This is a genomic window from Mycobacterium farcinogenes (assembly GCF_019739075.1).
GTDB lineage: Bacteria > Actinomycetota > Actinomycetes > Mycobacteriales > Mycobacteriaceae > Mycobacterium > Mycobacterium senegalense.
The window spans coordinates 1-25,566 of sequence record NZ_CP081673.1; the positions used below are offsets into that span (position 1 = coordinate 1).

Annotated in this window: 20 protein-coding genes and 1 pseudogene; 9 read left to right on the forward strand and 12 right to left on the reverse strand. The window is 65.8% G+C overall.

Annotation, left to right across the window (positions count from 1 at the left end; translation table 11 throughout):
- Positions 1 to 161: 161 nt before the first annotated feature.
- The 4 genes from K6L26_RS00005 to K6L26_RS31860 form a co-directional block, all read right to left on the reverse strand.
- Positions 162 to 1,643 (reverse strand): ATP-dependent nuclease, encoded by a 1,482-nt coding sequence (locus K6L26_RS00005; RefSeq protein WP_074404808.1) that lies wholly within the window; start codon positions 1,641 to 1,643, stop codon positions 162 to 164.
- Between the two features lie 309 nt (positions 1,644 to 1,952).
- Complete coding sequence (locus tag K6L26_RS00010) at positions 1,953 to 4,460, reverse strand: tyrosine-type recombinase/integrase (protein ID WP_109748890.1); 2,508 nt, start codon at positions 4,458 to 4,460, stop codon at positions 1,953 to 1,955.
- Positions 4,457 to 5,611 carry a tyrosine-type recombinase/integrase gene (locus K6L26_RS00015; protein WP_234788560.1) on the reverse strand — a complete coding sequence of 385 codons (1,155 nt, stop codon included), beginning with the start codon at positions 5,609 to 5,611 and terminating at the stop codon, positions 4,457 to 4,459. Before K6L26_RS00015 ends, K6L26_RS00010 begins: the two co-directional genes overlap by 4 nt.
- A 196-nt stretch (positions 5,612 to 5,807) precedes the next feature.
- Positions 5,808 to 5,939, reverse strand: coding sequence for a hypothetical protein (locus K6L26_RS31860; RefSeq protein ID WP_255376478.1), 132 nt, complete (start codon positions 5,937 to 5,939; stop codon positions 5,808 to 5,810).
- 105 nt (positions 5,940 to 6,044) lie between these two features.
- Between K6L26_RS31860 and K6L26_RS00020 the strand changes: the two genes are divergently transcribed.
- From K6L26_RS00020 to K6L26_RS00040, 5 genes are all read left to right on the forward strand, one after another.
- Positions 6,045 to 6,503, forward strand: a complete 459-nt coding sequence (locus K6L26_RS00020; protein WP_064867315.1) for a hypothetical protein — start codon at positions 6,045 to 6,047, stop codon at positions 6,501 to 6,503.
- A 64-nt stretch (positions 6,504 to 6,567) separates the two neighbouring features.
- A complete protein-coding gene (locus tag K6L26_RS00025; protein ID WP_023861397.1) occupies positions 6,568 to 7,824 on the forward strand; it encodes a helix-turn-helix domain-containing protein in 1,257 nt (418 codons plus the stop codon).
- Positions 7,825 to 7,846: 22 nt separating this feature from the next.
- On the forward strand, positions 7,847 to 9,052 hold the full coding sequence (locus tag K6L26_RS00030) for a tyrosine-type recombinase/integrase (protein WP_003891614.1): 1,206 nt from the start codon (positions 7,847 to 7,849) through the stop codon (positions 9,050 to 9,052).
- Positions 9,039 to 11,279 carry a tyrosine-type recombinase/integrase gene (locus K6L26_RS00035; protein WP_083209307.1) on the forward strand — a complete coding sequence of 747 codons (2,241 nt, stop codon included), beginning with the start codon at positions 9,039 to 9,041 and terminating at the stop codon, positions 11,277 to 11,279. The genes K6L26_RS00030 and K6L26_RS00035 overlap by 14 nt, the downstream gene beginning before the upstream one ends.
- Positions 11,276 to 11,689, forward strand: coding sequence for a DUF6262 family protein (locus tag K6L26_RS00040; protein WP_064867402.1), 414 nt, complete (start codon positions 11,276 to 11,278; stop codon positions 11,687 to 11,689). The genes K6L26_RS00035 and K6L26_RS00040 overlap by 4 nt, the downstream gene beginning before the upstream one ends.
- A 220-nt stretch (positions 11,690 to 11,909) precedes the next feature.
- On the opposite strand, the gene K6L26_RS00045 is transcribed toward K6L26_RS00040, so the two are convergent.
- The gene (locus K6L26_RS00045) at positions 11,910 to 12,602 is read right to left on the reverse strand and encodes a TetR/AcrR family transcriptional regulator (protein WP_064867400.1); all 693 of its coding nucleotides are present in this window, start codon (positions 12,600 to 12,602) and stop codon (positions 11,910 to 11,912) included.
- A 205-nt stretch (positions 12,603 to 12,807) separates the two neighbouring features.
- Here K6L26_RS00045 and K6L26_RS00050 point away from each other — a divergent pair, with 205 nt between their 5' ends.
- The 4 genes from K6L26_RS00050 to K6L26_RS00065 all read left to right on the forward strand — a co-directional run bounded on the left by K6L26_RS00050 (position 12,808) and on the right by K6L26_RS00065 (position 17,690).
- On the forward strand, positions 12,808 to 13,278 hold the full coding sequence (locus K6L26_RS00050) for a PaaI family thioesterase (RefSeq protein ID WP_065512386.1): 471 nt from the start codon (positions 12,808 to 12,810) through the stop codon (positions 13,276 to 13,278).
- Entirely contained in the window at positions 13,275 to 13,964 is a 690-nt protein-coding gene (locus tag K6L26_RS00055; RefSeq protein ID WP_073909329.1) for a TetR/AcrR family transcriptional regulator, read from the forward strand. Before K6L26_RS00050 ends, K6L26_RS00055 begins: the two co-directional genes overlap by 4 nt.
- Before the next feature lie 74 nt (positions 13,965 to 14,038).
- Positions 14,039 to 14,473 carry a DUF6188 family protein gene (locus K6L26_RS00060; protein ID WP_003887008.1) on the forward strand — a complete coding sequence of 145 codons (435 nt, stop codon included), beginning with the start codon at positions 14,039 to 14,041 and terminating at the stop codon, positions 14,471 to 14,473.
- Between the two features lie 145 nt (positions 14,474 to 14,618).
- A complete protein-coding gene (locus K6L26_RS00065) occupies positions 14,619 to 17,690 on the forward strand; it encodes an MMPL/RND family transporter (RefSeq protein WP_221853306.1) in 3,072 nt (1,023 codons plus the stop codon).
- Positions 17,691 to 17,921: 231 nt separating this feature from the next.
- Here the strand turns inward: K6L26_RS00065 and K6L26_RS00070 are convergent.
- The 7 genes and pseudogenes from K6L26_RS00070 to fadD4 form a co-directional block, all read right to left on the reverse strand.
- A pseudogene (locus K6L26_RS00070) lies at positions 17,922 to 18,626 on the reverse strand (aminotransferase class I/II-fold pyridoxal phosphate-dependent enzyme); the annotation flags it as partial.
- A complete protein-coding gene (locus tag K6L26_RS00075) occupies positions 18,592 to 19,743 on the reverse strand; it encodes an MFS transporter (RefSeq protein ID WP_342394404.1) in 1,152 nt (383 codons plus the stop codon). The pseudogene K6L26_RS00070 and the gene K6L26_RS00075, both read right to left, overlap by 35 nt.
- Positions 19,740 to 21,017: an amidohydrolase family protein gene (locus K6L26_RS00080; RefSeq protein WP_221852366.1), complete on the reverse strand. Its 1,278-nt coding sequence runs from the start codon at positions 21,015 to 21,017 to the stop codon at positions 19,740 to 19,742. Before K6L26_RS00080 ends, K6L26_RS00075 begins: the two co-directional genes overlap by 4 nt.
- Positions 21,011 to 22,123: a CoA transferase gene (locus K6L26_RS00085; RefSeq protein ID WP_221852368.1), complete on the reverse strand. Its 1,113-nt coding sequence runs from the start codon at positions 22,121 to 22,123 to the stop codon at positions 21,011 to 21,013. The genes K6L26_RS00080 and K6L26_RS00085 overlap by 7 nt, the downstream gene beginning before the upstream one ends.
- On the reverse strand, positions 22,123 to 23,028 hold the full coding sequence (locus K6L26_RS00090) for a hotdog family protein (protein WP_234709382.1): 906 nt from the start codon (positions 23,026 to 23,028) through the stop codon (positions 22,123 to 22,125). The genes K6L26_RS00085 and K6L26_RS00090 overlap by 1 nt, the downstream gene beginning before the upstream one ends.
- 91 nt (positions 23,029 to 23,119) lie before the next feature.
- Positions 23,120 to 24,016: an enoyl-CoA hydratase/isomerase family protein gene (locus K6L26_RS00095; protein WP_221853308.1), complete on the reverse strand. Its 897-nt coding sequence runs from the start codon at positions 24,014 to 24,016 to the stop codon at positions 23,120 to 23,122.
- 5 nt (positions 24,017 to 24,021) lie between these two features.
- On the reverse strand, positions 24,022 to 25,542 hold the full coding sequence (gene fadD4 / locus K6L26_RS00100) for a fatty-acid--CoA ligase FadD4 (protein ID WP_221852370.1): 1,521 nt from the start codon (positions 25,540 to 25,542) through the stop codon (positions 24,022 to 24,024).
- Between the last annotated feature and the right edge of the window lie 24 nt (positions 25,543 to 25,566).

A 25,566-nucleotide genomic window follows, 5' to 3' on the forward strand; every position in this document is an offset into this window, starting at 1 on the left:
AACCGGGGTAAATGTTTTTTCTGAACTAGCCGCACTTCATCGGCGGTAGAGCATTGCGGCCAATTTCGGAGCACAACCTAGTGGAATTAACGTGTGCCACGAGCTCCGTCTGGCGCAAGAGCATCAAATAGCAGGCTGCCGTTGCCTGCAGCTGAGCGCCATTATCGTCGGTCACCCAACGTTTTCCGGAGAAATTCACCCGTCGACGCAAACTCGGATGCATCGCGGGTCGACGCGTAGATGCGACATACCTCTATGGCGATGTAGGTCTCGTCCAGCATCAACTTCTTTGCTAGTACACGGATATAGTCGTGGTGATCTCCTACGCCGCTCATCACCTCTGCGACGCTTATGCTGTGATTGCTTTTGAAATACTCCTCAACCTCGGTGCAACCGAAAACCAGCGTCTCGGGTGCCACGCCTCCGGGTAAATTTGCAATGAAGGGCTTAAGATCCTTCAAGTCGCCGACCTTAATGTCTCCATCATATAGTCCTACTGCTCTAGTACCCGCTTTCCGCAAAAGCGAGACAGCCGACGGTATGTTTTGTGCATCACCAACGTCCAAAACTTGGACTCCCGAGAGAAGATCGCTATTGCAACTGCGAATGATCTCAATCGTTAGACGACGCGAAAACTCGTCCTCGACGCAGACGATCGCTCTTTCGTTGTCCCTGGCATCACCGTGAAGGTACGCGTCTATTTGGTAGGTACTCAGACCGGTCGCCGCGTCAATCAGCCCGTCGGGTTGCCGTTTCAGGTATACGACCGAATCGCGCCCAAATTCCATCAGAATCGCAGCACTGTGTGTGGTCAATATGATCTGATGACCTCGACGACCTGCTACATCAACTAGATATCTCGCTAGCCGGCGTTGCGCCTCGCCGTGTAGCGAAGTCTCGGGCTCCTCGAGAACAAATAAGCTCTGCGCCGGAGCGCCCTCCATTGTATTGACCATGTAGACGACGCGCCCTTCGCCGAAGCCCATGTGGTTTTCTGAATAACGTTTTCCATTTCGAGTGGCCATCGCCAACTCCGCGGTCCGATTGGAATGGGTCACTTCGGTGAAACCCAGCTCATCGTACGGTAGTCCAAGTATCGTGGCGACGTTGTTTGCGGCATCATTTGGCAGTTCGCGCGACGTCCCCAATTGAATCCGGTGCCCGCCATATATGGATAGATCGCGCCGCTCAACCTTGGGTATGAACTGGGTGAATCCGATGTAGTAGCAGGATCGTTCAGGCTGACGCTTGTATCCAGACCATTCTTTGGCCTTTCTGCTTACCGTCACTTTCTGCGGTTCCGCGCCACGCTCGACACAGTACGAATAAACTACTTGCGCATCATCGCTGAACGGCGATGGATCAGCCGCAGATACGGGAAAGAAGTCCTTAATGTAGAATCTTGAAAGTGCGGCGGTCACAGCTTTGCGATATGCGCAACTCGCGAGCTGTGCAATTGTACTCTTGCCCGTTCCATTTAACCCAGATAGGGCGGTAATAGGCGACTGGAAATCAAGGGTCAGATCGGCAATTCCCCGGAAACCGTGAATCTCAATTGATTGCAGGATTGGTCCGTAATTGGCATATCTGTGGTCTAACTTGAACTTTCCCGCCAGCTTTCGGACATTGTCGTCATGACTCATCTGCGGGCTTGCCTCACTTCGGCTACTAACGATGGAGAATGGAAACGCACGGCTCATTCTGCCACTGAGATCTACCGTTGATGTTCATTTTTACGCAACATGGCTATGCGGCTACCCGACTGCCGCCGGCATGACGTCGCCACCTCCAGACGATGATTCTCCTGAGGCCGGCGTGCTCGAAAGATAGTTAGCTGGTGGCGGTGCTGTTTCTGACTGTTGCCGGACGTCAGTGTTGGAAATTTTGTTGGCATCGGTGCAGGTGGAAGGTTTCTGATGTAGGAGATTGGGGTGAATATTTACACCCATCTCCTACTGTGTGGAGTGCACGGCGGATGATGACACAGGGGTGGTGGGGTTTGCTGCCCTGCGCGCGGTGATCTCGGGGACTGATGGTGTGTCGAGGAAGATGGTGGCGCGTTGTCGGGCGCGACGGTCGAGCTGGGCGAGTTTGTCTTCGGCGGCGGCCAAGCTGGTCCGCAGGCCGTCCGCCTCGCCGAGCCAACCGGCGTTCTCGGCTTCGGCGACGCGTGCGGCGAGGTTGTCGCGGATGGTTTCAAGGCGGGCTCGTTGCGCTGGGTCGATTCGCAATACTGGGCAGCGGATGCAGCTGTGCTCATGCTGGCAGCTGGTGCCGTAGGCGCGGCCGCAGTCTCCGAGGGCGAGTTTGCGGCGCTCGAAATGCCCGAGGAATTCGTCCCATTCGGCGTCGGTAGGAGTGCGGTATTCCTCGCCTGGCCGTAAGGTTCGGCGTCGGGCGATGAACGCGCGGTGACCGTTGATGGCTTCTTCGGGGTAGATGGCTTTGTACCCCATTGTGGTGTTGATGTCTTTGTGCCCAAGGAGAAGTTGTGCGATGTGCGGAGGCATCCCGTTGAGGATGGCATCGGTGGTGAAGATCCGCCGGAAATCGTGCGGCCGAAAGTAAAGGGGTTGGCCGTCAGCATCTTTGAGGTCGCTCGCTTCGAACGCTTCTCTGATTGCGATCCGAATAGTCCCGGTAGATAGCGCTTGGCGGTGACCGGCAGTTGTCCATTGAAATAGCAAGGGGGCCGGGGCTTCCCATGATCGCTCGTTTTCGTCGTAGAACGACACCAACGGGATGGCGTGACCGTCTCCGCGGACCCTGGTCACGATTGTGGCGAGGACGTCGGCGAGTTCCGGACTGACGACCAGCAGGCGCTCCTGGTCGGTTTTCGAGGGAGCGATGTGGAGCAAGGGAATGATCTCGCCGGTCGTTGGAAGTTGATATTGAGTGATGCTGTGGTGGCTGGTTTCGAGCATCTCCTCGATACGGACTCCGGTGTGCCGCAGGAACTCCACAGCGGCCCATCCCCAGAACGCTCGGTTTTCCTCTTCAAGAAGCTGCCGTTTGCGGCCGGCTGCGTCGATCACGGTCGTGAACTGTCGGCGGGAACCTCGACTACTGGTGAGGACTGCTCTGGTGAAGGTCTCTCCGGCAACTGTGAAGGTGTCGTCGGTGGTCGTTAACGCGGCTTGCAGTCGTGTACGGGCGTCTTGGGCTCGCTTGGCCGCGTTATCGACGATTGTCGACAGGTAGGGGCGCAGGTCACGGGTGCGCTGGTCGATGCGGGCCTTGCGTTGTGCGAAGGTCTTCTTCAGGAGTACCTCGGTGGCGCTGATGGGGCTTGGGACTGCCCACTGGGCCCAGCGGGCAGGGTCTTCGGTAGCCCATTGGGCCAGGTCGAGATAGAAAGCCCGCACCTGGTGCAGGATCGGAATGTAGGAACGGCGCGGTGCGACCGCTTCGGTCATGGTTCCGTCTGCCTGGCGCGTGCGGGTGGTCTTGTTGCGCAGCCGTTCCTTCCATGCCGCTGCGGTTTGTGGATCCAGCTTCAGCGAATCGATACCTGGGTTGTGGAGTTCCAAGTCTTTCCAGAAGTTTGAGCCCAGGCGGCGGGACATTGCCTCCAAGGTGGTGTAGTCCAGCGCGGGTTGGCGTTCGGTGAGGTAGTCGACCAGCAAGTTGCGGATCGGCTGGTTTTGCAGCTGGTAGCGGTCGATGAGTTGTTCGGGTGTGCGTTGACCCGTGTAGGCCGTGATCCTGCGCAGGGTGACCGGAGCGTCGGCAGGGAACTGTCCGGCGGCCCTCAGGAGCGTGTAGAACTGGTAGCGGCGAGCTCCGCAGGTTTCGCGGGCGACTTCGATCTGGCGTAGTTGCACGCAGTCGCCCACGGTGATGTCAGAGACTGTGCCTCCTTTGGCGGCCAGCAGGACCGCGATTTGCCAGCGCGCCAGCCTACCGGCGGCCGAAGTCCACTGGTCGGAATCCGACGAGGTCTCGATTGTGGCGTATCCATCCGGATCACGGTGGGCAGCCATGATTTTGGTCAATGCGGGGTCTCGGGGGCGCGATAGGAAGAACGCCATGCTGGGAAACAGGACTTCTGCTGCGGTCAAGGCCATGAAGCCGGCATTGAGTTCTCGAGCGTTCTGGCGGTGGCCGTGTCTGCGCAGCCATGTCAGAGGCTCATCCAGCCAGGCCTCGGCATGGTGTTCTATTCCGCTGGATGTCCATCGTTGCTGCCAGGTGTCTCCTGCGTGTTCTGACAGCCAACGCAGCATTCCCTCGGCGCCGTTCGTGGAGATGGCCGGTGCGCTGTTGCGGATTCTCGTGGTGCGCATCCACTGCAGGATTGCGTCAACCGATGCAGTACCTATCGACGTCTCGGTTGGGACGCCGCGAGGCGGGAATCGGCGTAACAGGTCGTCGGCATAGCCGCCATGGCCGTCCACCGGTGGTGAGGCCAGGGTCGGCGTACTCGGCGTCAGTTCTCGCTGTGGGGCCGGAGGTCTCATGATTTGGCCCTTTCGCCGAAGAGAATGTCGAGGGTGTTGGTGTCGTATCCGTCGGCCGGCGTGGGGCTTTTGTCAGCACGTGCGGCGACGCGCTGGTAATGGGCCAGGGTGCGCGTAACCACGTCTTCTTGGTTGGGTGTGGTGTAGATCTGCGTGGTTGTCAGATGGGCGTGGCCTAGCACCCACTGCACGTCGGTGATCGACATCTGAGGATCGTTGCTCATCCGATACGCTGCGGTGTGCCGGAGATCGTGGATGGTCCAGTTCGATCCGAGCGCTTCCTGTGCGCGGACGAACATCGCTCGCGCAGCTGGATATGAGAGCGCGCGCCAGGGTTGGCGCAAGGTCAGCCATAATGGTGCAGTTCTGCCGCGAGGTGCACCTCGTTTCCATGCCTGCTCCTGATACAGACGCAGCCATACGAATGCGTCCTGTGATGCTGGGAGCCACTGTGCCGCACGCGATCCCTTGCGAGTCACGCGGATAAGCTGTTGCCCGGGGTCAACGTCGGCGTGGGTGGTCGAGAGTAGTTCGTCTGCGCGCGCTCCTGTCGATACCCAGAAAGCCAGCAGGGCACGGTCTCGGTGGGTGCGAAGAGCAGCGAAGAGCCGGTTGAATTGCTCGTCGGGAATGTTCTTCGGTAACCGGCGTTGCGGGCGTGGACGGTAGCGGCCAGCCCGCTCGCGCGACACCGGATCGCGCGGATTGCGGTGGGCGTTGCGGCGTCCGGCGCGGCGCGATCGATCGAGCGGGAAGGGATTGACCAGCGGGCCCTGCCCAAGTTCGATCTGGTAGTCATAGAACGACCGCAGTACCGCCTCGGCGTGCACTCTGGTCGACGGCGCATAACGACCGGGGGGCGGGCACGTGCCGGTTGCAGCGGTACCGTCACTCCTTCTATCCGTTGGCTCCGACTGTTCCGGTTTCCCATCGCGATACCTCCAGTGGACGCGAACCGGCTTATCTACCAGCATCATCCATCGTGCGAAGTCGCGGCCCTCGATGGAGGTCGCTCGATCCCAATCCACGCCCACTGCTGCCAGAAAGCGCCACCATCGCAACAGATCATGGCCATACGAGCGGATTGTCCCCGGACGACGATCGGCCGCTTGCAGTTCGGCGAAATATGCCGCTACGGGCTCGACGACCACCCCGTTAGCATCGAGGAGCCGAAATGGCACCCATCTGTCACCAGTTGCCTCAAGCCGTCCGACGTCGGATACGACCAGGGTTGCAAGATCCCGTTTCCCAGACTCCGGGTCACCCATAGCCCGGGAACGTATCAAAACCCAGCCTGACCTGCAATGATTCTGATTTTAGTTCAGTTAACGGATTTACCCCATGGAGCTACACGACGATCCTCAGCGGCTCGTGGAGGAACTCGTTCGCCAGCACGCCCAGGTTTTGGGCGAGGCGCACGGCGATCTGGCTGCGCGACATCCGGAAGTCCCGGATCGTTTTATCGATCAGGGCAGCCATGTCCGACCGATCACGGTGTCGTGCTCGGTTTTGGAAACGTTTCTGATGTCGCGGTTGCGGCGGCAGACTCCCAACTCGACTCTAAAAGTCAAGGCGGGCAACGGGATGGGGGTTCTTCTTGTCGACGAGAAGGGCTCACGGATTTATGTGCGCAAGCATCCGCGAAACCGGCGGACTGGTCAGCTGATCGACACTGTGCCGTTTGTGCCGGGTGGGGAGCAGTACAGCATCGAGGAGGTGTTGGGTCACCCGATCGGCGGGCAGGAGGGTATCGCCGAACCCCAGGCGTATCGGGAATATCTGTTGTGGTGGCCGGACGGTCGCGGGTTTTTCGGTGGTGCGGTGCTGGCGGCGGGGCTGCTGCTCGACAATGTGGAGGTTTTGTACGGCCGGACGCCGTTGCCCCCGCCGATCATGGAGGACCGCTCGTTCAACGTTGGTCTCGGCGAGGTCGGTCGGGATGGGTCGTTGGGGACTCGGCGCCGCGACGACGACTTCGTCGACGTCGACGAGGACGCCGCCCGCGAGCAGGACGAGGAGGGCGGTCCGCCGAAATCGTCGTAGCCGTCGTGCACAGTGTTGGGTGCATGTGGGTTTCCCAACCCGGTGACGTTGAATTGAGCGCACGATGATTGAGGTTTTTGGTGCACGGGTCCGGCAGGCCCGGTTGTTGAGGCGGATGACGGCGCGGTCGGTGGTGGCGGCCACAGGCTGGAGTACGTCGCGACAGTCCCAGATTGAGAAGTCGCCGACGGTGCGGCTCAACGACGGCGATGTTGCGCGGATGGCGGGGTTGTTCCGGTTTCCTGCAGCGTTTTTCAGCTCGGAGCCGCAGACACGGATCAGCGCGAACGAGTTGTTGTTTCGGGCGCCGAAGTCGATGACGGTGGGTGAGCAGGAGTTTTTGGCGACGTTCGCGTCGTTGGCTGGCGATTTCCTCGGTGAGCTCGACGGCCGATCGAAGCTGCCTCCGGTGAAGGTTCCGACGGTCAGTCCGGATGAGTTGGCGCACAGTTCGATTCCGGTGGCCGCAGCGCGTCTGCGTGAGGCGATGGGCCTGGAACCCGATGAGCCGCTTGATGATTTGATGTATGAGGCCGAGCGGCTGGGCGCTCCGGTGATTGTCCGGCGCCGGGTCGCCGGTGATTGGGAAAGCGAGTTCGCCGCGACCGGTGGGCGCTCTCGTGATGAGCGGCATTTGGGGTATTCCAGTTGGGTGGGCCGGTTGCGGGACCGCCCATTGTTGGTGCTACGGGATAGCGACTCGTGGGAGCGGACCCGGTTCACGGTCGCCCATGAGCTCGGTCATTTGGTGTTGCACAGTCACGCCTATTGCTCGGTCAGTGCCGCCGATGAGTTGGAGGCCAACCGGTTCGCGACCGAGTTGTTGGCCCCGGCAGGGGTTATCGCCGGTGAGTTGCCGCGGGTGTTGTCGCTGTTGAATCTGCGTCCGCTCAAAGACAAGTGGGGCCTGTCGTTGGGGTCGTTGATCATGCATCTGCGGGATTCGGGGCTGATCGCGCCGGACCGGGCGAAAATGTTGACCACCCAGCTGCATTCACGGATCAACCCGGCCACCGGGCATACGTGGGGTATGACGGAACCGGGGTGGGCTGACCGCGTCCCGGAGCGGCCGCGGCTGCTGCGCAAGTGGGTGGAGCGCTGTTACGGCGGCGCGTCGGTGCGGATGCTGAGCGCCCGGGAATCGATGATCTATCCCGCTGATGTGCTGGATTGGTTTTTGGCCACGCAGCGACCGGCGCCGGCGGCCGAGCATAGGCCGGTCGCGGCCAGTGTCGGCCATGGCCGCACCCCGGCCCCACCCGCTGCCGGTGGCTCCCAGGTGATCCGGTTGGACGATTTCCGCAACGGCAGGCCATCGTGAATATGGTGGGGTGCTACTGACGGTGGCACAGGTGCAGCGGGTGCGTTTTGTGGACCGACCACCCACCTACACGGTGGTCGGCGCCGACAAATTGCCCGTGGCCCCGGCGCGCGAGTACCTGACGTTTCTGCGTAACCAAGGGAGCTCGCCGAACACGTTGCGCGCCTATGCCTATGGGCTGGCGGCGTGGTGGACGGTGCTGGAAGGTACCGGTACGGCGTGGGATGATTTCCCCACCAGTCTGTTCGGCCAGTTCCTGGCCTATCTGCGTACCGGGGATCTGCCCGGGGTGGCCCGTATCGGTGAACCAAAGCAGAGATTGGCCGAGTCGTCGCTGCTGCCGCGCAGCGCGGCGGTGTTGTCGATGTACCGGTATTTCGCCGATGCCCATGACCTGGTGCGCCCCTACCGGCGGTTGTACGCCAGTCATGCTCGGACGTCCCGGCGGGGCCGCTATGCACCGTTTCTGGCCGGAGTCGGCCCGAGACGCGAACACGATGGGCCGATTCACCGGCTGCGCGGGCTGCAGCGCGCTGAAACACCGGTGCTGCTGCCCGTGCAGGTCAACGCGATCTTGGATGCGTGCAGTGTCCAGACAGTCTCGGGTGAATGGTCGGGCGGCGGGGCGGGGCTGCGTGATCGGTTGTTTTTCGCGGTGCTGGCCGAAACCGGCATGCGCATCGGTGAAGCGTTGTCGTTGCGCCACCATGACTTTGATATCGCCGGTGGTGGTACCCCGTCGATACTGGTGGCGGGCCGTGATGATCATCCGCACGGGGTGCGCGCGAAATCGGGCCCGCGCCGGATCTACATCGGCGACGATCTGGTCGCCCTCTACACCGAGTACGTGTGGCAGCTGGTGGCCGCCGGCGCGGATATCGCGGTCGGCGACCTGGCGTCGTGTTTCGTGTTCGTCAACCTGGTGCGCGGCGTGCGCTACGCCCCGCTGCGCCCGGAAACCCTCTACGACAAGGTCGATCTGATCACCGCCCGCCGCGCCGATGTGCTGCCTGAGCAGTGGACGCCGCACTGGCTGCGCCACACCCACGCCACCGCGCTGTTGCTGGCCGGGGTGGACGTGCACGTGGTGATGCGCCGTCTCGGGCACGCCGACGTGCAGACCACGTTGTCGACCTACGGCTGGGTGACCGCCGACGCGCAGATGCGCACGCTGGCCGAATGGAAGAACTATGTCGCCGGGTGGAAGGTGAACCGTGACGGCCAATGACAGTCCTGCACCGGCACACACAGCGCCCACCCATCGTGGCGGCGAGGATCGGTGGACGCAGCAGTGGCAACAGGTACCCGCGCACTGGCGCAACCTGGTCTATCACCTGGATACCGCCCCGGCCAATACGGTCTTCCAGCACAACCCGCGCTACCGGCCCACCCCGGACGGCCACGACTTCACCCCACACGGTGTGCCGCAACGGTTCTGCGACGAGCTCGCGTGGTGGGTGTGGCTGTGCGGACACGAAGAATGTCGCAAGATCGAACCGTCGCTGCTGAAATGGACCAGCGGCGCACTCAGTATCGCCGCCACCGACTACCACCAACGGCACCGGCGTCACCCGGCCAGTATTGCTGATCTGAGCGCCGAGGCCATCGTGCGCCACGGGGTGCGCGAGTTCGAGCGCCGCACCGGTCGGCTGCCCTCGGCTGGGTTTCGGCGCAACGTGGCCAGTTTCATCGAGCACCTGCACCTGTATGTGTCGGTCCGCTGCACCGACCGGTCATGGTGGTCTCATGACATCTGGGATCTAGACGCTGATCCCAGAATCCCGCAGCGTGAGCACGAACCCTGCCACGACCAGGTTGCCCGTCTCGGCGGGATCGAACCGGCCTGGCTGCGTGAAGGGGTGCGGTTCTGGCTGCGCACCTGTTTGACGGCTGAACTGCTGCGCTGGTCGTCGGTGATCGGCCGCACCCGCGGCATCACCCGCCACCTGGGCCCGTTCTTGGCTGAACGTGGGATCGATGATCCGGTGATCAGCACCGACCGGGCGGCGCTGCGGCTGTTGTTCACCGAGTTCACCGAGTACCTCAAATCACCGGCCGCGCGGGCCAAACCGGAGCGTCCGCTGTCGGCTGCGACGATCGCGGTCGTCCAGTCCAAGATCCAGATGTTCTACACGTTCATGGTGGACCATGCCGAGGAAGCCGCCGCGGCGACCGGGGATCCTCGCTGGAGCCGGTTGACCGACACCCATACCCGGTTGTGGGGTGCGGCGTTTCGCAGCCGACGCCGCAGCGGCGGCCGGGAGCTGACCTGGTTTTCGACCGCCGAACTGCAGCGGATGCTGTGCTATCTCGACGTGCTGGCCGCCGACGCGGGCAAACCGGTGGTCATCACCCACCCCGATTCCACCATCTCGGTCGTGTCCGGTCTCGGCGATCCGCAAGCGGCCCGGATCTGGCTGCTGCAAGCGTTGACCGGGCGCCGGGCCTCAGAGATTCTGATGCTCGACTTCGAGCCACTGCAACCGATCCCGGGCCACGACCGCCCCGCCGGAGCCACCGACGATCCCGACGGGTTCGTGGCCAAACTGCGCTACCAGCAGACCAAAGTCGACGGGGTGGTGCCCACCATCCTGGTCGAGCAGGCCGTGGTCAACGTGATCAGCGAACAACAAGACTGGATCCGGGCGCGCTACCCGCATTTGGACCCGAAATACCTGTTCCTGGGGGTGCGCTATCAGCACCAGGGTCAACGACCACGCAGCTATGACTCCTACAGCCGGATCCTCAATCGGCTCGACACCATCCACGGCCTCACCGACACCGCCGGCCATCCGCTGCGGTTCTCCCAGACTCACCGGCTGCGCCACACCCGGGCCACCGAGCTGCTCAACGACGGGGTGCCCATCCATGTGGTGCAGCGCTACCTCGGGCACGCCTCGCCGGCGATGACCCTGCGTTACGCGGCGACCCTGCAAGCGACGGCCGAAGCGGAGTTCCTGCGGCACAAAAAGATCGGCGCTCATGGCACCGACATCGCCATCAGCCCGTCTGACATCTACGACATGACCCAGCTCTCGGCGCGTACCGACCGGGTGCTGCCCAACGGGGTATGTCTGCTGCCGCCGGTGGCCAGCTGCGACAAGGGCAACGCCTGCTTGTCCTGTGGGCATTTCGCCACCGATGCCACCCACCTCGACGAACTGGTCGACCAACGCGCCAAGACCCTCAAGCTGATCGACATCCGCCGCGAGCAGTACCGTGCCCGCACCGGGCGCGAGCTCACCGACGACAACGTGTGGATCCACGAGCGTCGCCGCGAAATCGCCTCGCTGGATGCCATCCTCGACCGGTTCCGCCGCGACGACGTGACCGATGGCAGCGCGACCAGTGTCGCGGGAGCCGGTACCGCCAACCGGGCACCCACCATGCGCACCGCGACCCGGGGAAGCCACGAATCCGTGCTGCGCAAGGCCGACCCGGACACGCCGCGATGAGCCGACCCAAGCCGCCACCGCCCACCCAGAAGGCACTCGATGCGCTGGACCAATACCGCCGGGCCCGCAGCGATGAGAAGCGCCGCGACATCGAGAAGGCGATCGCCCACCTGCGCAAGACCAACGCCACCATCAACTTCTCCACCGTGTCCCGCCGCGCCAAGGTGTCCCGCAAAACCATCTACAAACACGACGACCTGGTGACCGTCATCGAGCAATACCGCGGCCGGCATACCGACCGACAACCGGCATCGACTGGCCGCGAAACCAGCATCCACGCCGCGCTGCGCCACAAACTCGCCGCCAAAGACAAAGAGATCGCCGCACTCAAAGCCACCGTCGCAGAACAACAATCAACCATCGAGCTGCTCTACGGCCAACTCGACACCCTGCACGAACAGACCCCCTGAGCCCGGTACGCCCCCCGAGGTGTGCTGCGGTCACGGCCTGGCCCGCCGTGACGGAGGCCTTCCCGGCCTCCTGGCCAACTCGTGAGTGCCCGCCCGTGCCCGTCGGCCCGATTGCCAGGTCATCGACAAGATTTGGCCCGGCGGGCTGTGGTGGGAGATCTTTCCAGGGCGTGTCGGTGTCTGCCGATCGGTTGGTCGCTGAACCGGCGGCGGACCGGCGTTAGTCGGCGGTGACCGGCACACCGTTGTCGCCGGGCGGTGTGGGTGCGGTGGGGGTGGTTTTGCGCTGATGAGCGGTGAGGAAGTCGTCGACGATGCGGGTGGTGTCGTCGGGGGTCATGGTGTGCAGTCCGGTCATCCGGGCGAAGGCGAGCGGCCCGATGAGTTGACACAACGCGAGGTTCACGTCGAAGTCGTCGAGTTCGGCGCGGGCTTCTGCGCTTTGCAGGATGGCGTCGAAGGGTTGTCGGTATTGGTCGACGACGCGTGCGCGCAGCGTGCCGGCCGCGTGTTCACCGCCGGTGTGGTCGGTGGTTGCGGTCGGCCCGAGGGACAGCCAGGCCAGCATGGTGACGTGTAGCGGGGCGTCGGCGAACAGCGCCGCCTGACGGGTGAGCAGTTCGATGAGGCGTTCGCGCACCGTCCCGCCGGCCGGTGCCGGCGGGGTGACTTGGGGTAGCAGCCGTTCGAAGGTGGCCGCCAACAAGTGCGACGAACTGCCGAAGTGGCGGTAGAGGGTGGTTCGGGCCACCTTGGAGGCTTTGGTGACCGCCTCGACGGTGACGGCCTCGACACCACCGGTGCTGAGCAGCGCGGCCGCGGCGTCCAATAAGCGATTGCGGGACCGGGTGCGGCGGGGGTCGATATCGTCGTCGTCTTCGTCGTGGACTCGATCCGGCTGGCTGCTGCTCACACTCACTCTCCTCGCCGCTTCCCCCCTTTTATGGCCAACGGTTCCCGCCCGCCCGACACTTATGGTACCAACAGTAGCGTAGCGAAACTGGTCGTACTGGAGGTATCGGGTGTCCGAACACGTGCCGTGTCGGGATGAGGTACCCGACGGTGACCGTGGGGTGGGGTCACCCGCGGAACGGTTGCCCGCCCACACCCCGCACTGTATGGGCTGCGGCCCGGACAACCCCCACGGCCTGCAGCTGGTGGTGTACCGCTGCGGCGAGCAGGTGTATGCCGATGCGACCTTCGACGAACGCCACATCGGGGCGCCGGGATTGGCGCACGGCGGCGCGGTGGCGGCCGCCTGCGATGACGTGCTGGGCTTCACGTTGTGGATCGCCGGCACCCCGGCGGTGACGCGCAGTCTGACCGTCGAGTATCTGCTGCCGGTGCCACTGCACCAACCGCACCGGATCACCGCGCACATCACCGAGCGCAACGGCCGCGCCCTGCATGTCCGCGCGACAGGCACCGGCACCGACGGCGTCACCCGGTTCACCGCGAGCGCGGTGTTCGTCGTGGTGAGCACCGAGCACTTCGCCGCCCACGGTGATCTGGCGGCCTTCGATGGCCTGCTGGAACGGTTCACCCGCACCAACCGGGCCCACGCCGATCCGCACGACCCGGCACCGTGACCGCGACCGACACCGGCGCCCAACCCAAAAGCCAACAATCCCCGTCGGAGTCGCCGCCGGTGGCACCACACCCGACCGCGCCGCCACACCCGACCGCGTCGCCGCGTCCGCGCACGCCGACGCGTCACCGAGAGGCGATTCTGGATGCGGCGCTGGCGGTGGCCGCCGCGGGCGGGTATGAGGCGGTGCGGATGCGCACGGTAGCCGAGCGGGCCGGTATCGCGGTCGGCACGCTCTACCGCTACTTCCCGTCCAAGACCCACCTGCTGGTCTCGGCGCTGGCCCGAGAATTCGGGCGGCTGCAGGCCGCCCAGGACTGGGCCGCCACCGGCACGACACCTCAGCAGCGCCTGGATCGGCTGACCGGGTATCTGCACGACCGCTGGCAGCGCGACATCCCTCTCACCGAGGCCATGACACGGGCATTCGTCGCTGCCGACAGCACCGCGGCCGCCGCCCTCGACGAGGCCTCCGCGGTCATCGAGCGCCTGCTCGCCCACACCCTGGGCGGCGACACGCCCGGGCCGCTCGATCAGCCGGTCGCCGAGCTCCTCGCCGACATCTGGCTGGCGAACCTGACCGCCTTCATCGGCCGGCGGGCCTCGGCGGCCCAGACCCGTGACCGCATCGATCGGGCCAGCCGGCGCATCGTGGATCGCCTGGCCTCCCTCACCCCCAACAGTTAACGATACTAATAGTATCGCAGCGATACTTACCGTACCCTTCAGATGCGACCCAAAGACGTGTCGAAGGAGGCGCCATGTTCACCCAATGGATCGAAGACTGCGTCGTGCAACGCGTGTCGCTGCGCGACGGGTTGGTGTTGGACCTCGATGGCTACAGCGAGCTGGTGATTTCGCGTCCCCTGCGGCTGACGCTGCCGCCCGTCGGGGACTTTCCGGCCGAACAAGTGCTCATCGACCCCAACCGGGTCGCGGTGCACGAACGCCCGCTGCTCGACCTGGCCGGCGCGGTGTGCACGCACGCCCGATACGGCGATGACGGCGCGTTGCACCTGGGGTTTTCCCGCGGGCACCGCATCGATGTCGAGGCCGACGCGCACGCCACCGCCTGGGAGCTCTACGGCAAACGCCACGGATACATGGCCTGCCTGCCGCGTGGCCGGGTCCGGGTGGTCCGCCACGACATCCCCGACGCCGACGACACCGACGCCGGCGTCGGCGCAGGTCACTAGCGGCCCCCATACGCGCCGCGCGGCCCCGGCGGACGCGCAGCGCGAACCACGGTGGTACTGCTAGTAGCGTAGCGATACTGATAGTTCCTTTTCTTGGGTGGAGGGTGTAGTGACCGACAGCGATCCGGATGGTTCGGGCACCGCGATGAATGCTCGGCGGCGATACCGCCGTGCGGCCGAACCGGCGGATTCCAGCGAGTACAGCGCGCGGCTGGCGGCGCTGGCGAGGTTCACGGTGAGGCACAAGACGCTGGTGATCGGAGCCTGGCTCGGCGTCGCGGTGATGCTGGCACTGCTGTTTCCCCAATTGGAAACCGTGGTGCGCCAGCAATCGGCGGAGCTGCTCCCCCATGATGTGCCGTCGTTTCAGACAGTGGACCGGATGAGCGCGGCGTTCGGCGAACAAGGTTCCAAGACCATGGTGTTCGTCGCGATGGAAGACCCCGCCGGGCTGACCCCCGCGACGCGGGAGCGCTACGAGGACCTGGTGGCGCGGCTACGCGGCGACACCGCCCACGTCTTGCTGGTTCAGGACCTGCTGGCCGACCCGATCACCGCGACGCAGGCGGTCAGCACCGACCGCAAGGCCTGGTTTCTGCCGGTCGGGGTGGCCGGCACCCTGGGCGATCCCGCCGCCGCCGAATCCGTGCAAGCGGTGCGCGACATCGCCGCCGACGTGTTCGCCGGCACGTCAACCACCGCGTACGTCACCGGCCCGCCCGCCACGTTCAGCGACCAGATCGCGGCCGCCGAACACGACCTGGTGCTGATTTCGATCGCCACCGCCGGCCTGATCGCGGTGATCCTGCTCATCGTGTACCGCTCGGTGTTCACCGCGCTGCTGCCACTGCTGGTGATCGCGGTGAGCCTGGTCGTCGGGCGCGGTGTGCTCTCGGCCCTGGGCCAGCTGGGAATGCCGGTCTCGCAATTCACCGTGGCGTTCATGACCGCGATCCTGCTGGGAGCCGGCACCGACTACACGGTGTTTCTGATCAGCCGCTACCACGAACAGCGCCGCGCACAGGTGCCGCCCGAACAGGCCATCGTGCACGCCACCGCCAGCATCGGCCGGGTCATCCTGGCCTCGGCGGCCACCGTCGCCTTCGCATTCCTGGCCATGGTGTTCGCTCAACTGAGCGTGTTCGCCGCCCTCGGCCCGGCCTGCGCGGTGGCCGTCATGTTCGGATTCCTGGCCACCGTGACGCTGCTGCCACCGGTGCTGGCGCTGGCCGCCCGACGCGGCATCGGCGACCCCAAACCCGACCGCACCCGCCGCTACTGGAACCGCGTCGCGGTCGCGGTGGTCCGCCGACCCGTGCCCCTGCTGATCGCCAGCCTGGTCATCCTGCTGACCCTGGCCGCGGCCACAACAACGATGAAGATCAGCTACGACGACCGCAAAGGCCAGCCCGCCACCACCGCCAGCAACCAGGGCTACCAACTACTCGACCGCCACTTCCCCAAAGACATCGTCATCACCGAATTCCTCGTCGTGGAAAACCCCACCGACATGCGCACCGCAAAAGGGCTCGCCGACCTCGACGAAATGGCCTCCCGCGTCTCCCAGATCCCCGGCGTCACCACAGTGTCCGGCGTCACCCGCCCCACCGGAGCCCGCCTCGAACAAGCCCAACTCTCCTGGCAGAACGGCCAGATCGGCGACAAGATGGCCGGCGCCGTCGCCGACGGCAACGCCAGAAAAGACGACCTCGCCAAGCTCACCGCCGGCGCCGACCAACTCGCCGGCGGCCTGGCCCAACTCGACACCACCCTGCGCACCGCCCTGACCCCCCTCACCGCGACACTCACCCAAGCCCAGTCCGCCGGCACCCAGATTCAACAGTTCCGGCCCCTGCTGCAACAACTTTCGGCCACCGCCCCCGGCGTCGACCGCGCCATCCAATCCGGTCCCGGGCTGCGCCCCCTGGCCGAACAAGCCCAACACGCCATCGCCGTCCTCGACCCCCTCACCGGCGCCCTCAACACCTCCCCGTGGTGTGCCACCACACCCCAATGCGCCCAGATCCGCGACCAAGTCCAGACACTGGTGAGCTTGCGCGACAGCGGATTGTTCACCCAGATCGCCGAACTCGGCGATCGCTACAACCCCGACACCAACGCCACCGTCGCCGGCACCCTGGCCACCGTCCACACCGCGGTCACCTCCCTCGACAAAGCCTTCGCAACCCTCGGAGACCCCGCCGACCTGGCCGGCAACATCCGACGCCTCCAAGACGGCATCAGCCAACTCGCCTCAGGCGCCCAAGCACTGGCCACCGGCGTCCACGCACTGGCCGACAGCAACATCGAAATGCTGTCCGGGATGAGCCAGATCGCCACCCAACTCCAAAACGCCGCCCGCGCCACCGCCAACTCGGACTCCTCCAGCGGCTTCTACCTGCCCGCCAACACCTTCCAAAACCGCCAATTCACCGATATGGCAAAACAATTCCTCTCCCCAGACGGAAAAACCGCACGCTTTGCCATCGAAACCAGCCACGACCCCTACAGCGCCGAAGCAACCCGCCTCGCACACGAAATCACCGACGTCGCCAACGCCGCACGCCCCAACACCTCACTGCACCAAGCCACCGTCTCCGTTGCCGGGTTCCCCGCCGTCAACTCCGACATCCAACGACTGCTGCGAGCCGACTTCACCCAACTCGCCCTCGCCACACTGCTCATCGTCGGACTCATCCTCGTCCTACTACTGCGCGCCCTGCTCGCCCCGCTCTACCTGCTCGGCACCGTCGTGCTCAACTACCTGGCCTCACTGGGCATCGGCGTCCTCATCTTCCAATGGGGACTCGGACACGAAATCGCCTGGCCAGTACCACTACTCGCGTTCATCATCCTGGTCGCAGTCGGCGCCGACTACAACATGCTGCTCGTCTCACGACTACGCGAAGAATCAGGACACAACATCCGCGTCGGCGTACTGCGCACCGTCGCCAACACCGGCTCCGTCATCACCTCAGCCGGCCTCATCTTCGCCGCCAGCATGTTCGGCCTCATGGTCGGCTCAGTGGCCATCATGATCCAAGCCGGCCTCATCATCGGCTGCGGACTCCTACTCGACACCTTCCTCGTGCGCACCCTCACTGTCCCCGCCATCGCCACACTCCTACGCGAAGCCAGCTGGTGGCCCCAACGAGCCACCCACCGCCCAACAACCACCAGCCACTCCACACCACCACAACTAGCCACCCGCCATTAAGAACCAACACCCGCACCCACCCCCAACAAGTCACCGCACCCGTCACCGACGGCAGCCCGCCATGATGGCGGCGACGAAGCGACGGGCTCCCGAACCATCGCGCCAGCCAGACCGCACCAACCAACCCCTAACCGGAAACACCGGCAGCCCAGCCTGTTACCCATCACGCCAAGCCAGGCCAACTCGCCTCAGCGGGAACAACAGTGAACATCAGAATCTGACCCCAGATAACTGCTCGAACCCGGCACCCATCTTGTGCACGCTCACCACGCACACATCCGCGCCGGCGTTCATCGCCCAGGTCGGCAGATCCTCATGGAAGGGCAGGTGCGCGCCCCACGCCTCGTCGACGATGAGGGGCTTGCCCCGGCGATGGCAGATCTCGGCGATACCTTCGATGTCGGCGCACGTGCCGTACGGGCTGGGGCTGACGATCAGCGCGGCCGCGGCATCCGGGTGCCGCTGCCAGGCCTCCTCGACTTGCCGTGGTGACGGCGGATGCGAGAGATGACGTTCGGCGTCCCACTGCGGGGTGATCCAGCGCGGCGTCAGTCCCGAGAAGATGAGCCCGGCCACCACCGATTTGTGGCTGTCCCGGCTGAGCAGCAGGCTGCCGTCGCACCCGGCGACGGCCATCATCGCGGCCTTCACCGACAACGAGCTGCCGCAGGTCGAGAACCAGGCCACCTTCGCGCCGACGGCCTCGGCCATCAGATCCTCGGCCCGCTTGAGGTAGCCATTGCTCATCCGCCGGTCGTCCAGACCGCCACTGGCCAGTACATCGCTCAAGAACGGCTCGCGGCCCAGGACCTGCAGAACCCGTCGATCGACGCCGCGGCCCTGGCGATGCCCCGGGGGTGAGAAGCCGTACCGGTTGGAATTGTGGTACTCGTTCAGCGCGTCAAGCAGCGGTGCCGCGTCCTGATTGCCCGTCATGGCGAAGGGGTACCCACATCAACCCAACCCCCACACACGCGGCTGTCATCACGGCGAACGCCGCCGGGAACGAGGCCGCGGTTGCCACCGCGCCGACGGCCAGCGATCCCAGACCGGTACCCGCGTCGAACCCGACGTTCCAGGCCACACTGACCGCGCCGCGGGCATGTTCGCCCACGGCGGCGAAGGCCTGCACCAGGGTCAGGCTCTGCAGGCCCCCGAATGCCACACCCACCAACACCGAGCCGACGATGACGACAACGGCCCGTTGACCGGCCAGTCCGACGGCGATCGCCGCCAAACCCGCCGCGCCCACACCCAGCATCGGGGCAATGAACCGCGCCGCGCCGTACCGGTCAGCGACGCCGCCGATCCACCACCTGCTCACCGCGGCGGTCCCGGTGAGACCGAGCAACGCGCCGAATGCCATCTCGGCACTGCCGAACTGAGGTGCGAACGTGGTGACGGCCCCTCCGGCGGCGGTGATCACGACGAGCGCGGCGATCGGGTTGATCAACCCCCGGGACACCGGAAGGTGATCACCCGCCGGCGCCGGTGGCCGAGGCACCGGATGCGTGCGAACCAAGGCCAGCGGCACCGCTACCAGCGGAGCACCCGCGAGCAGGAACACCAGCTCGAAGCCGACCTGTTCGGCCAGCCACGGGGCCAGCGGGACGAGCACGAATTGTGGTGCGGCGATGGAAAGCCCGTACGCGCCGATGGCCGCTCCCCGACGCTCGGCGGGAACCAGGCCGGCGATCCCGTCCACGCCGCACACGGTGAGGAGCCCGAAGCCGAAACCGCGCAAGCCCGCGAGCAGCAGGACCGACCACAAGCTGTGGGCGAACATGTGCACGACGGCCGGCGCGCCCAACAGCACCAGGCCGACAGCCAGCGTGATGGGCCAGCCGGCCCGCCGCAACAATCGCCCGACCAACAGTTGCGCGATCACCGTGCAGCCCATCAGCACGGTGTTGACCAGGCCGGCGCCGAGGTGGTCCGCACCGATGTGGGCCGCCCACAGCGGCGCCGCCGGAAGTAGCAGCGCGAACCCGGTGAAACCCAGCGTGACCGCGCCCAGCAAGGCCGGCATACCTGGCGTACGCCAGACGCTCACCGCTCGAACACCACTGCCCCGCCGATCACGGTGGCCGCGACGAGTTCGGCTTCGAGCGTGCCGATCACCTGCGACGGGGAGCCGGCCAGCAGGCACAGGTCCCCTGGTTCACCGGGTGCGATACGACGTGGCCGGCTCGGGTTCTGAGCACCGCCCAGGAACAGGGCCAGAGCGCGCCGCCCCGATATCCGCTCGGCCGGGTTGAGCACCACACCACCCGGGGTGCGCCGGTGCACTGCCGCGCGCATCGCGGCCCACGGGTCGGCGGCGCCGAACGGCGCATCGGTGGACAGTGCCACTGGCACGCCCGCCGAGAGCAGGGTGGCCAGCCGCCAGAGCTGATCCTGTTCGGCGGCAGGCACATCCGTGCGGTACTGGTCTCCCCGCTCGGCCACGAAGTTGGGTTGCGTCACGACGGTGATCCCGAGCGCGACGAGGTCGGAGATGCAGTCCTGCGGCACCATCGCAGCGTGCTCGATGCGGTCGCCGGGATGGCCGCCCGCAGCCTGCAGCGCGGCGATGGTGACGATGAGTTGGGCCGCGGTCACACAATGCACGGCGACCGGCTCACCGGATCGATGCCGCTCGGCGATCCAGGCCGTCAGCTCATCGAGGTCGAGCCCGTCGTCGTGCAGGATGCGTTTGCCGGGCGCCAGATAGTGCATGCGCTGCCGCATGTTCGTCGGGCGGTCGGCCGGCGTCAGGTCAGGCGTGGCATCCGTGACGCCCGTGACACCGTAGGCCGCCAGGCGGGCGCTGAACTCCGTGACCGATGCGGGCCGGCGCTCCAAGGTCTGCGACCACGTCGGGTCCGCACTGCGCAGCCGCCCGTCCGGGTGGTCGGCCAGGCCCAGCGCCGCCAGACCCGGCGAGTTCAGCGTCCACAGCACGCCACTGCGGTGTTGCACGCGCACCGGAATGTCCGGGCCCAACCGGTCCAGCGCGTAGCGATCCAGTGAGCCGGCCACCGCCTCGTGATAGCCGACAGCCCGGATCCAGCCGTCACCGCCCACCACCGCCGAGGTCAATGCCCGGCGCAGTGCAGCTTCGTCGGCCACCTCGGCGGGGCCCACGCGGAGAGAATCCTGTTCGGCGGCAGCCGAATGCACATGCAGATGGTGGTCATGCAATCCGGGGATCACCGTACGCGCCCCGGCGTCGAGCACCTGTTCGCCGGGTTCAGGCCGCAGTGATGCCGCGACCTCGGTGATGATGTCTGCGACCCGGATGTCGACCACCGACCCGTCGAGCAGCGTCGCGCGGTGAATCAGCATGAGGCATCGGCCCGTTCCGCCACGATCCGGCGTACCGCATCGTTGTCGGCGCCGAGGTCTCGTCCGGGCAGGCCGGCGGCGGGTGGCACCGGGATGACGTCGGAATCTTCGTCGTCGAATGACCGGTACCCGGCTGCCACGGCCGCCATCGAGAATTCGATCAGTTCGCCACCGCCGCGGTTGCGCGATGCCGCCACGGCAACCGCGGCATGCAGACCGGTGAGCGGGTCGGCGATCGCGTCACCGCGGAATACCGGTGCGCCCGCGCGGTATCCGACCAGGCCGCCCGACACCGCGGCGTCGTCGCCGAACGCCACCCAGTCGGCCTTCTTTCCCGCGGTGCCGTGGCCGGTGATCCGCAGCCAGATCCGCCCCGCTCGGCCCGCAGCGGTGCTGGGCCCCAGTCCGCGTCGGCTCAACGCGGCCGGCCGTGACGCCTCGATGACCACGTCGGCCACCCGCACCAAGGCGGCCAGCTCCGTGGGATCGTCGAAATCGACGGCATACGACAGCTTTCCACCGTTCATCCAGTCGTAGAACTCGGGCGCCCCGGAGCGGGTGCCGTCCGGACGGCTCCGGCTCTCCACCTTCACCACGGTGGCCCCGGCCCGAGCGAGCAATTGCCCACACAACGGACCGGCCCACATCGACGACAAGTCGGCCACCAAGATTCCCGTCAGCGAACCCGCCCCCGGCGGACCGATCGTGCTGGTCACCGGTGGCGCCGCTGCCGTTTCCGCCAACACGGCTACCGGCAACCCGAGCAGGCGGGCACGCGCGGCGACCTCGGCGGCGGCGCGCATGCCCGCCCAGTCCCGGATTGCCGGCCAGGGATCGTCGTCGATGGAATCCCGCTGCAGCAGAGCGGGTATCGACGCCACATCGTCCGGCCGCGACAGCGTCAGCGCCACCCATCCGTCGCAGGTGGGGAACAGGCGCGTCGCCCCGCCGGCCGACAGCTGACCCTGGGGGGCGATGTCCAGCAGAGCGGCACGGCCGGTGAGCAACTCGGTCGCATCGACCGATACCCCGGTGAACTGCGCGAAATCGTCGGCGACCGTCTGAGCCTGCCTGCGCAGACCCTGCGGAATCGCCAACGGTGCCATCAGAACTGCAGCGCGCTGAACCGCCAGTCCAGCACCTGACGGTCATCACCGCCGTCGGGACCACCGGCCGCGTATACGAGCGAGCGCAATTGCAGGACACCGGCGTCGGAAGATTCCACGTGCAGCTCACTGAACAGTGTGTCGCCCTCGTGCACCGGCCCGGTGTGATCGCACGATTCCCAGGCCAGCACGGTGACCAGGTTGGGGAGCAGTCGCGTGGCCTGGGCCAGGGCCAGCCCGATCGTGTGCCCGCCGTACACCAAGCGCCGGCCGCCGGCACGCCAATCATGATGGGTGGCAGCGATGTTCAGGGACAACCGGGCCAGTTCAGGAGCGCTGCTGACCACGTCGGCCGTACTGTGCAGCACCGTGCCGGCCAGTGCGGGGTCGAAATGCGGCCCGGGGACCCGGGTCCGGAAGGCATCCGCATCCCAGCCGGCTGTGGGGTTCGGCGCTGTCGCGTCGGCCCCGATGGTCGACAGATCGTCGGCGTGCCCGGTCTCGACATCATCGCCGGACAGCGGCAGCATCGCGCAGCGGTAGAAGTCGAGCACCTTGCGGTCCAACTGGTCCACCGTGGTCATCCGCAGCGCGGCCAGACCGGTGGCCGCCCGTCCCGGTTTCGTCGAATTCTGCTTGAGCCCAACCACTTCGGTACGGGTATACAAGGTGTCCCCGATCACCGGAAAACGGTGAAAGGCCAGGCCCCGGTAGAACAGGTTGGCCTTGACCCGTTGCGTCACCAGGGTGCTCTGCCCGATCGCCACGTCGCACACCAGCGCGGGGTGCGCCAGCGGACCGGGCTCCCCGGTCACCGCGGCGGCCAGGTCGGCATCGAGCGCCAGCCGCAGCCGGTCACCGAGGATCGCCTGGTGGGTCGCGGCCGCCCCGGAGGTCAAGGTCATCGACGGCGCGGTGTCGAAAACCTGGCCGACCTGCAGGTCATCGAAGAACGGACCACCCTGTTTCACATCTCGCACTATGCCAGTCACGCCCTCACCGCACAGTCACCGGTACCGGCCGCACCTCGTCCACCAGGCCCCAGGCCAGCGCGGTGGCCGCGTCGATGGTGCGCCCAGACAGCACGAGGTAGGCGGTGCGCCACCGGCCGATACGGCGGGTGATGCTCACGGTGCCGCCCGCCCCGGGAATCAGCCCGAGGGCCAGCTCCGGCAGGCCGATGGTGGCGTCCGGATCGCAGCTGACCCAACCGCAGAACGCCGCCATCTCCAGTCCGCTGCCCAGGACCTGGCCGTGCACCTCGGCACGGCAGCCTCGCCCCAGCCTCGCCGTCACTTCGTCGAGCACCAGCGCGGGACTGTGCCGGGTGCGGGCCACATGGGCGCTGGCCGGGTCGGCGAACGAGCCGAACTCCGCCAGATCGCCTCCGCTGCAGAAAGATCGGCCGTTGCCGCCGAGCACCACCTCGTCGACCGAGGGGTCCAGTCGCGCCACGTCGAGCGCTTCGAGCAGCGCACCGCGGGTGTCGGTGGAGAACGCGTTGTGCCGCTGCGGCCGGTTGAACCGGACATGCAGGGTGTTCCCGTCACGATGCGCCTGCACCGGCTCGGGCAGCAGCGGCGCGGTGGCCGGCCCACGTTCGGCCAGCCAGCGGGCGAACTCCCCGCCCGACTGCAACGTCGAATACGCCAGAGATTCGGTGATCAACCCCGCCCGGGTCGATCCGGCCGGATCCAGCGACCGCAGCACGTCGTCACAGACCGCCGCGGCCTGCGGCCAGCGCTGGCACCGCTCGGTGAGTTGCCCCAGTGCCTGCTCGACAGACTCCACGTTGACCATGCGCCGGTCCGCGTCGGGGCGCTCGGTCAGCGTGAACGTCGCGGCATCGGTCGGGGTGTCGACCCCGACCCGGATGCCCGCGGGCAACTCCACGACGGTCACGAGTACTTGTTTATCAGCTCCTGTTTGTACAGCTTGCCGGTGTCGGTGCGGGGCAGCTCCACCTCGAACGAGATACTGCGCGGGCACTTGTAGTGCGTCAGCCGCTCGCGCAGCCACGACAGCAGCTCGTCGGCGAACTCCGGTGTCGCATCGGCCGGGTCCACGGTCTGCACCACGCCCTTGACACTCTGGCCCATCTCGTCGTCGGGGATGCCGAACACCGCGGCGTCCATCACCTTCGGGTGAACGACGAGCATGTTCTCGGCTTCCTGCGGGTAGATGTTCACCCCGCCCGAGATGATCATGTGGTGGCGCCGGTCGGTGAGGTAGAGGTAGCCCTCCTCGTCGACATATCCGATGTCCCCCACCGTCTTCCAGCCGTGTGAGTCACGTGAGGAGGCAGTCTTCGCCGCGTCGTTGAGGTATTCGAAGTCCTGTCCGCCCTCGAAGAAGATCTCCCCGGCCTGGCCCGGCGGCAGTTCGTTGCCGTCCTCGTCGAGGATGTGCACGAGGCCGTTCATCGGCTTACCGACCGAACCCGGGTGCGTCAGCCAGTCCTCGGCGAAGATCACGGTCGCGCCGATGGCTTCCGAGGAGGCGTAGTACTCGTCGACGATGGGCCCCCACCAGTCGATCATCTGCTTCTTGATCTCGACCGGGCATGGCGCGGCGGCATGCATGACACGACGCAGGCTGGACAGATCGTACGAATTCCGCACGCTTTCCGGGAGTTTCAGCATGCGGGTGAACATCACCGGCACGAATTGACCCTGGGTGACCTTGTGCTTCTGGATCGCCTCCAGGCACCCTTCGGCATCGAAACGCTCCAGCACCACCGTGGTGATGCCGGCGGCATGAGTCTGCATCGACCACACCGAGGGGGCGGTGTGGTAGAGCGGCGCGGGGCTCAGGTACACCGAATCGGGCTGCATCCAGAAGCCCACCAACGCTGCCATCATGCCGGGGGTCTCCGACGGCGGCACGTGTGGCAGCTCGCGTTTGATGCCCTTCGGCCGGCCTGTCGTACCGGACGAGTACTGCAGCAGGTCGCCGTCCATCTCGTCGTCGATCGGAGTCTCGGGCAGGTCTGCGACGGCCTCCGGGTAGCGCTGCCAGCCGTCGAGCTCGCCGTCTGCGATCAGCAGAATGCCGGGCAGGCCGTCGGGCAGCTCCTTTTCGAGACCGCTCAGCACGTCCTTGAGGACGGCCGAGCCGACGATGGCCTTGGCCCCGCTGTTGTCGATGATGTAGGCCGCCTCGGCCGCGGTCAGGTGGGTGTTGATCGGCACGTAGTACAGCCCGCTGCGCCGTGCCGCCCACATGACCGCATGGATGTGTTCGTTGTTCTCCAAGAGGATCGCGACCACATCGCCTTCTTGCAGCCCGTGCTGCCGGAAATAATGCGCCAGCCGATTCGCCCGGGCCTCGAGCTCGCCGAACGTCACGACGGTTCCCGACGGGTGGAGGATGATGGCCGGCTTTTCGGGGTTGGCCTCGGCATGCTCGCGGATCTGCATGATGGCACTGTAACCGGCGCCACT

Excerpts from the sequence above, each read along its gene's own strand:
- K6L26_RS00040 (WP_064867402.1), top strand. The coding sequence starts at position 11,276 with ATGAGCCGACCCAAGCCGCCACCGCCCACCCAGAAGGCACTCGATGCG.
- K6L26_RS00085 (WP_221852368.1), bottom strand. The coding sequence starts at position 22,123 with ATGGCACCGTTGGCGATTCCGCAGGGTCTGCGCAGGCAGGCTCAGACG.
- fadD4 (WP_221852370.1), bottom strand. The coding sequence starts at position 25,542 with ATGCAGATCCGCGAGCATGCCGAGGCCAACCCCGAAAAGCCGGCCATC.
- K6L26_RS00005 (WP_074404808.1), bottom strand. The coding sequence starts at position 1,643 with ATGAGTCATGACGACAATGTCCGAAAGCTGGCGGGAAAGTTCAAGTTA.
- K6L26_RS00025 (WP_023861397.1), top strand. The coding sequence starts at position 6,568 with ATGATTGAGGTTTTTGGTGCACGGGTCCGGCAGGCCCGGTTGTTGAGG.
- K6L26_RS00060 (WP_003887008.1), top strand. The coding sequence starts at position 14,039 with ATGTTCACCCAATGGATCGAAGACTGCGTCGTGCAACGCGTGTCGCTG.
- K6L26_RS31860 (WP_255376478.1), bottom strand. The coding sequence starts at position 5,939 with ATGGCTGCCCTGATCGATAAAACGATCCGGGACTTCCGGATGTCGCGC.
- K6L26_RS00080 (WP_221852366.1), bottom strand. The coding sequence starts at position 21,017 with ATGCTGATTCACCGCGCGACGCTGCTCGACGGGTCGGTGGTCGACATC.
- K6L26_RS00065 (WP_221853306.1), top strand. The coding sequence starts at position 14,619 with ATGAATGCTCGGCGGCGATACCGCCGTGCGGCCGAACCGGCGGATTCC.
- K6L26_RS00090 (WP_234709382.1), bottom strand. The coding sequence starts at position 23,028 with ATGACCTTGACCTCCGGGGCGGCCGCGACCCACCAGGCGATCCTCGGT.
- K6L26_RS00020 (WP_064867315.1), top strand. The coding sequence starts at position 6,045 with ATGGGGGTTCTTCTTGTCGACGAGAAGGGCTCACGGATTTATGTGCGC.
- K6L26_RS00010 (WP_109748890.1), bottom strand. The coding sequence starts at position 4,460 with ATGAGACCTCCGGCCCCACAGCGAGAACTGACGCCGAGTACGCCGACC.
- K6L26_RS00050 (WP_065512386.1), top strand. The coding sequence starts at position 12,808 with ATGGGCTGCGGCCCGGACAACCCCCACGGCCTGCAGCTGGTGGTGTAC.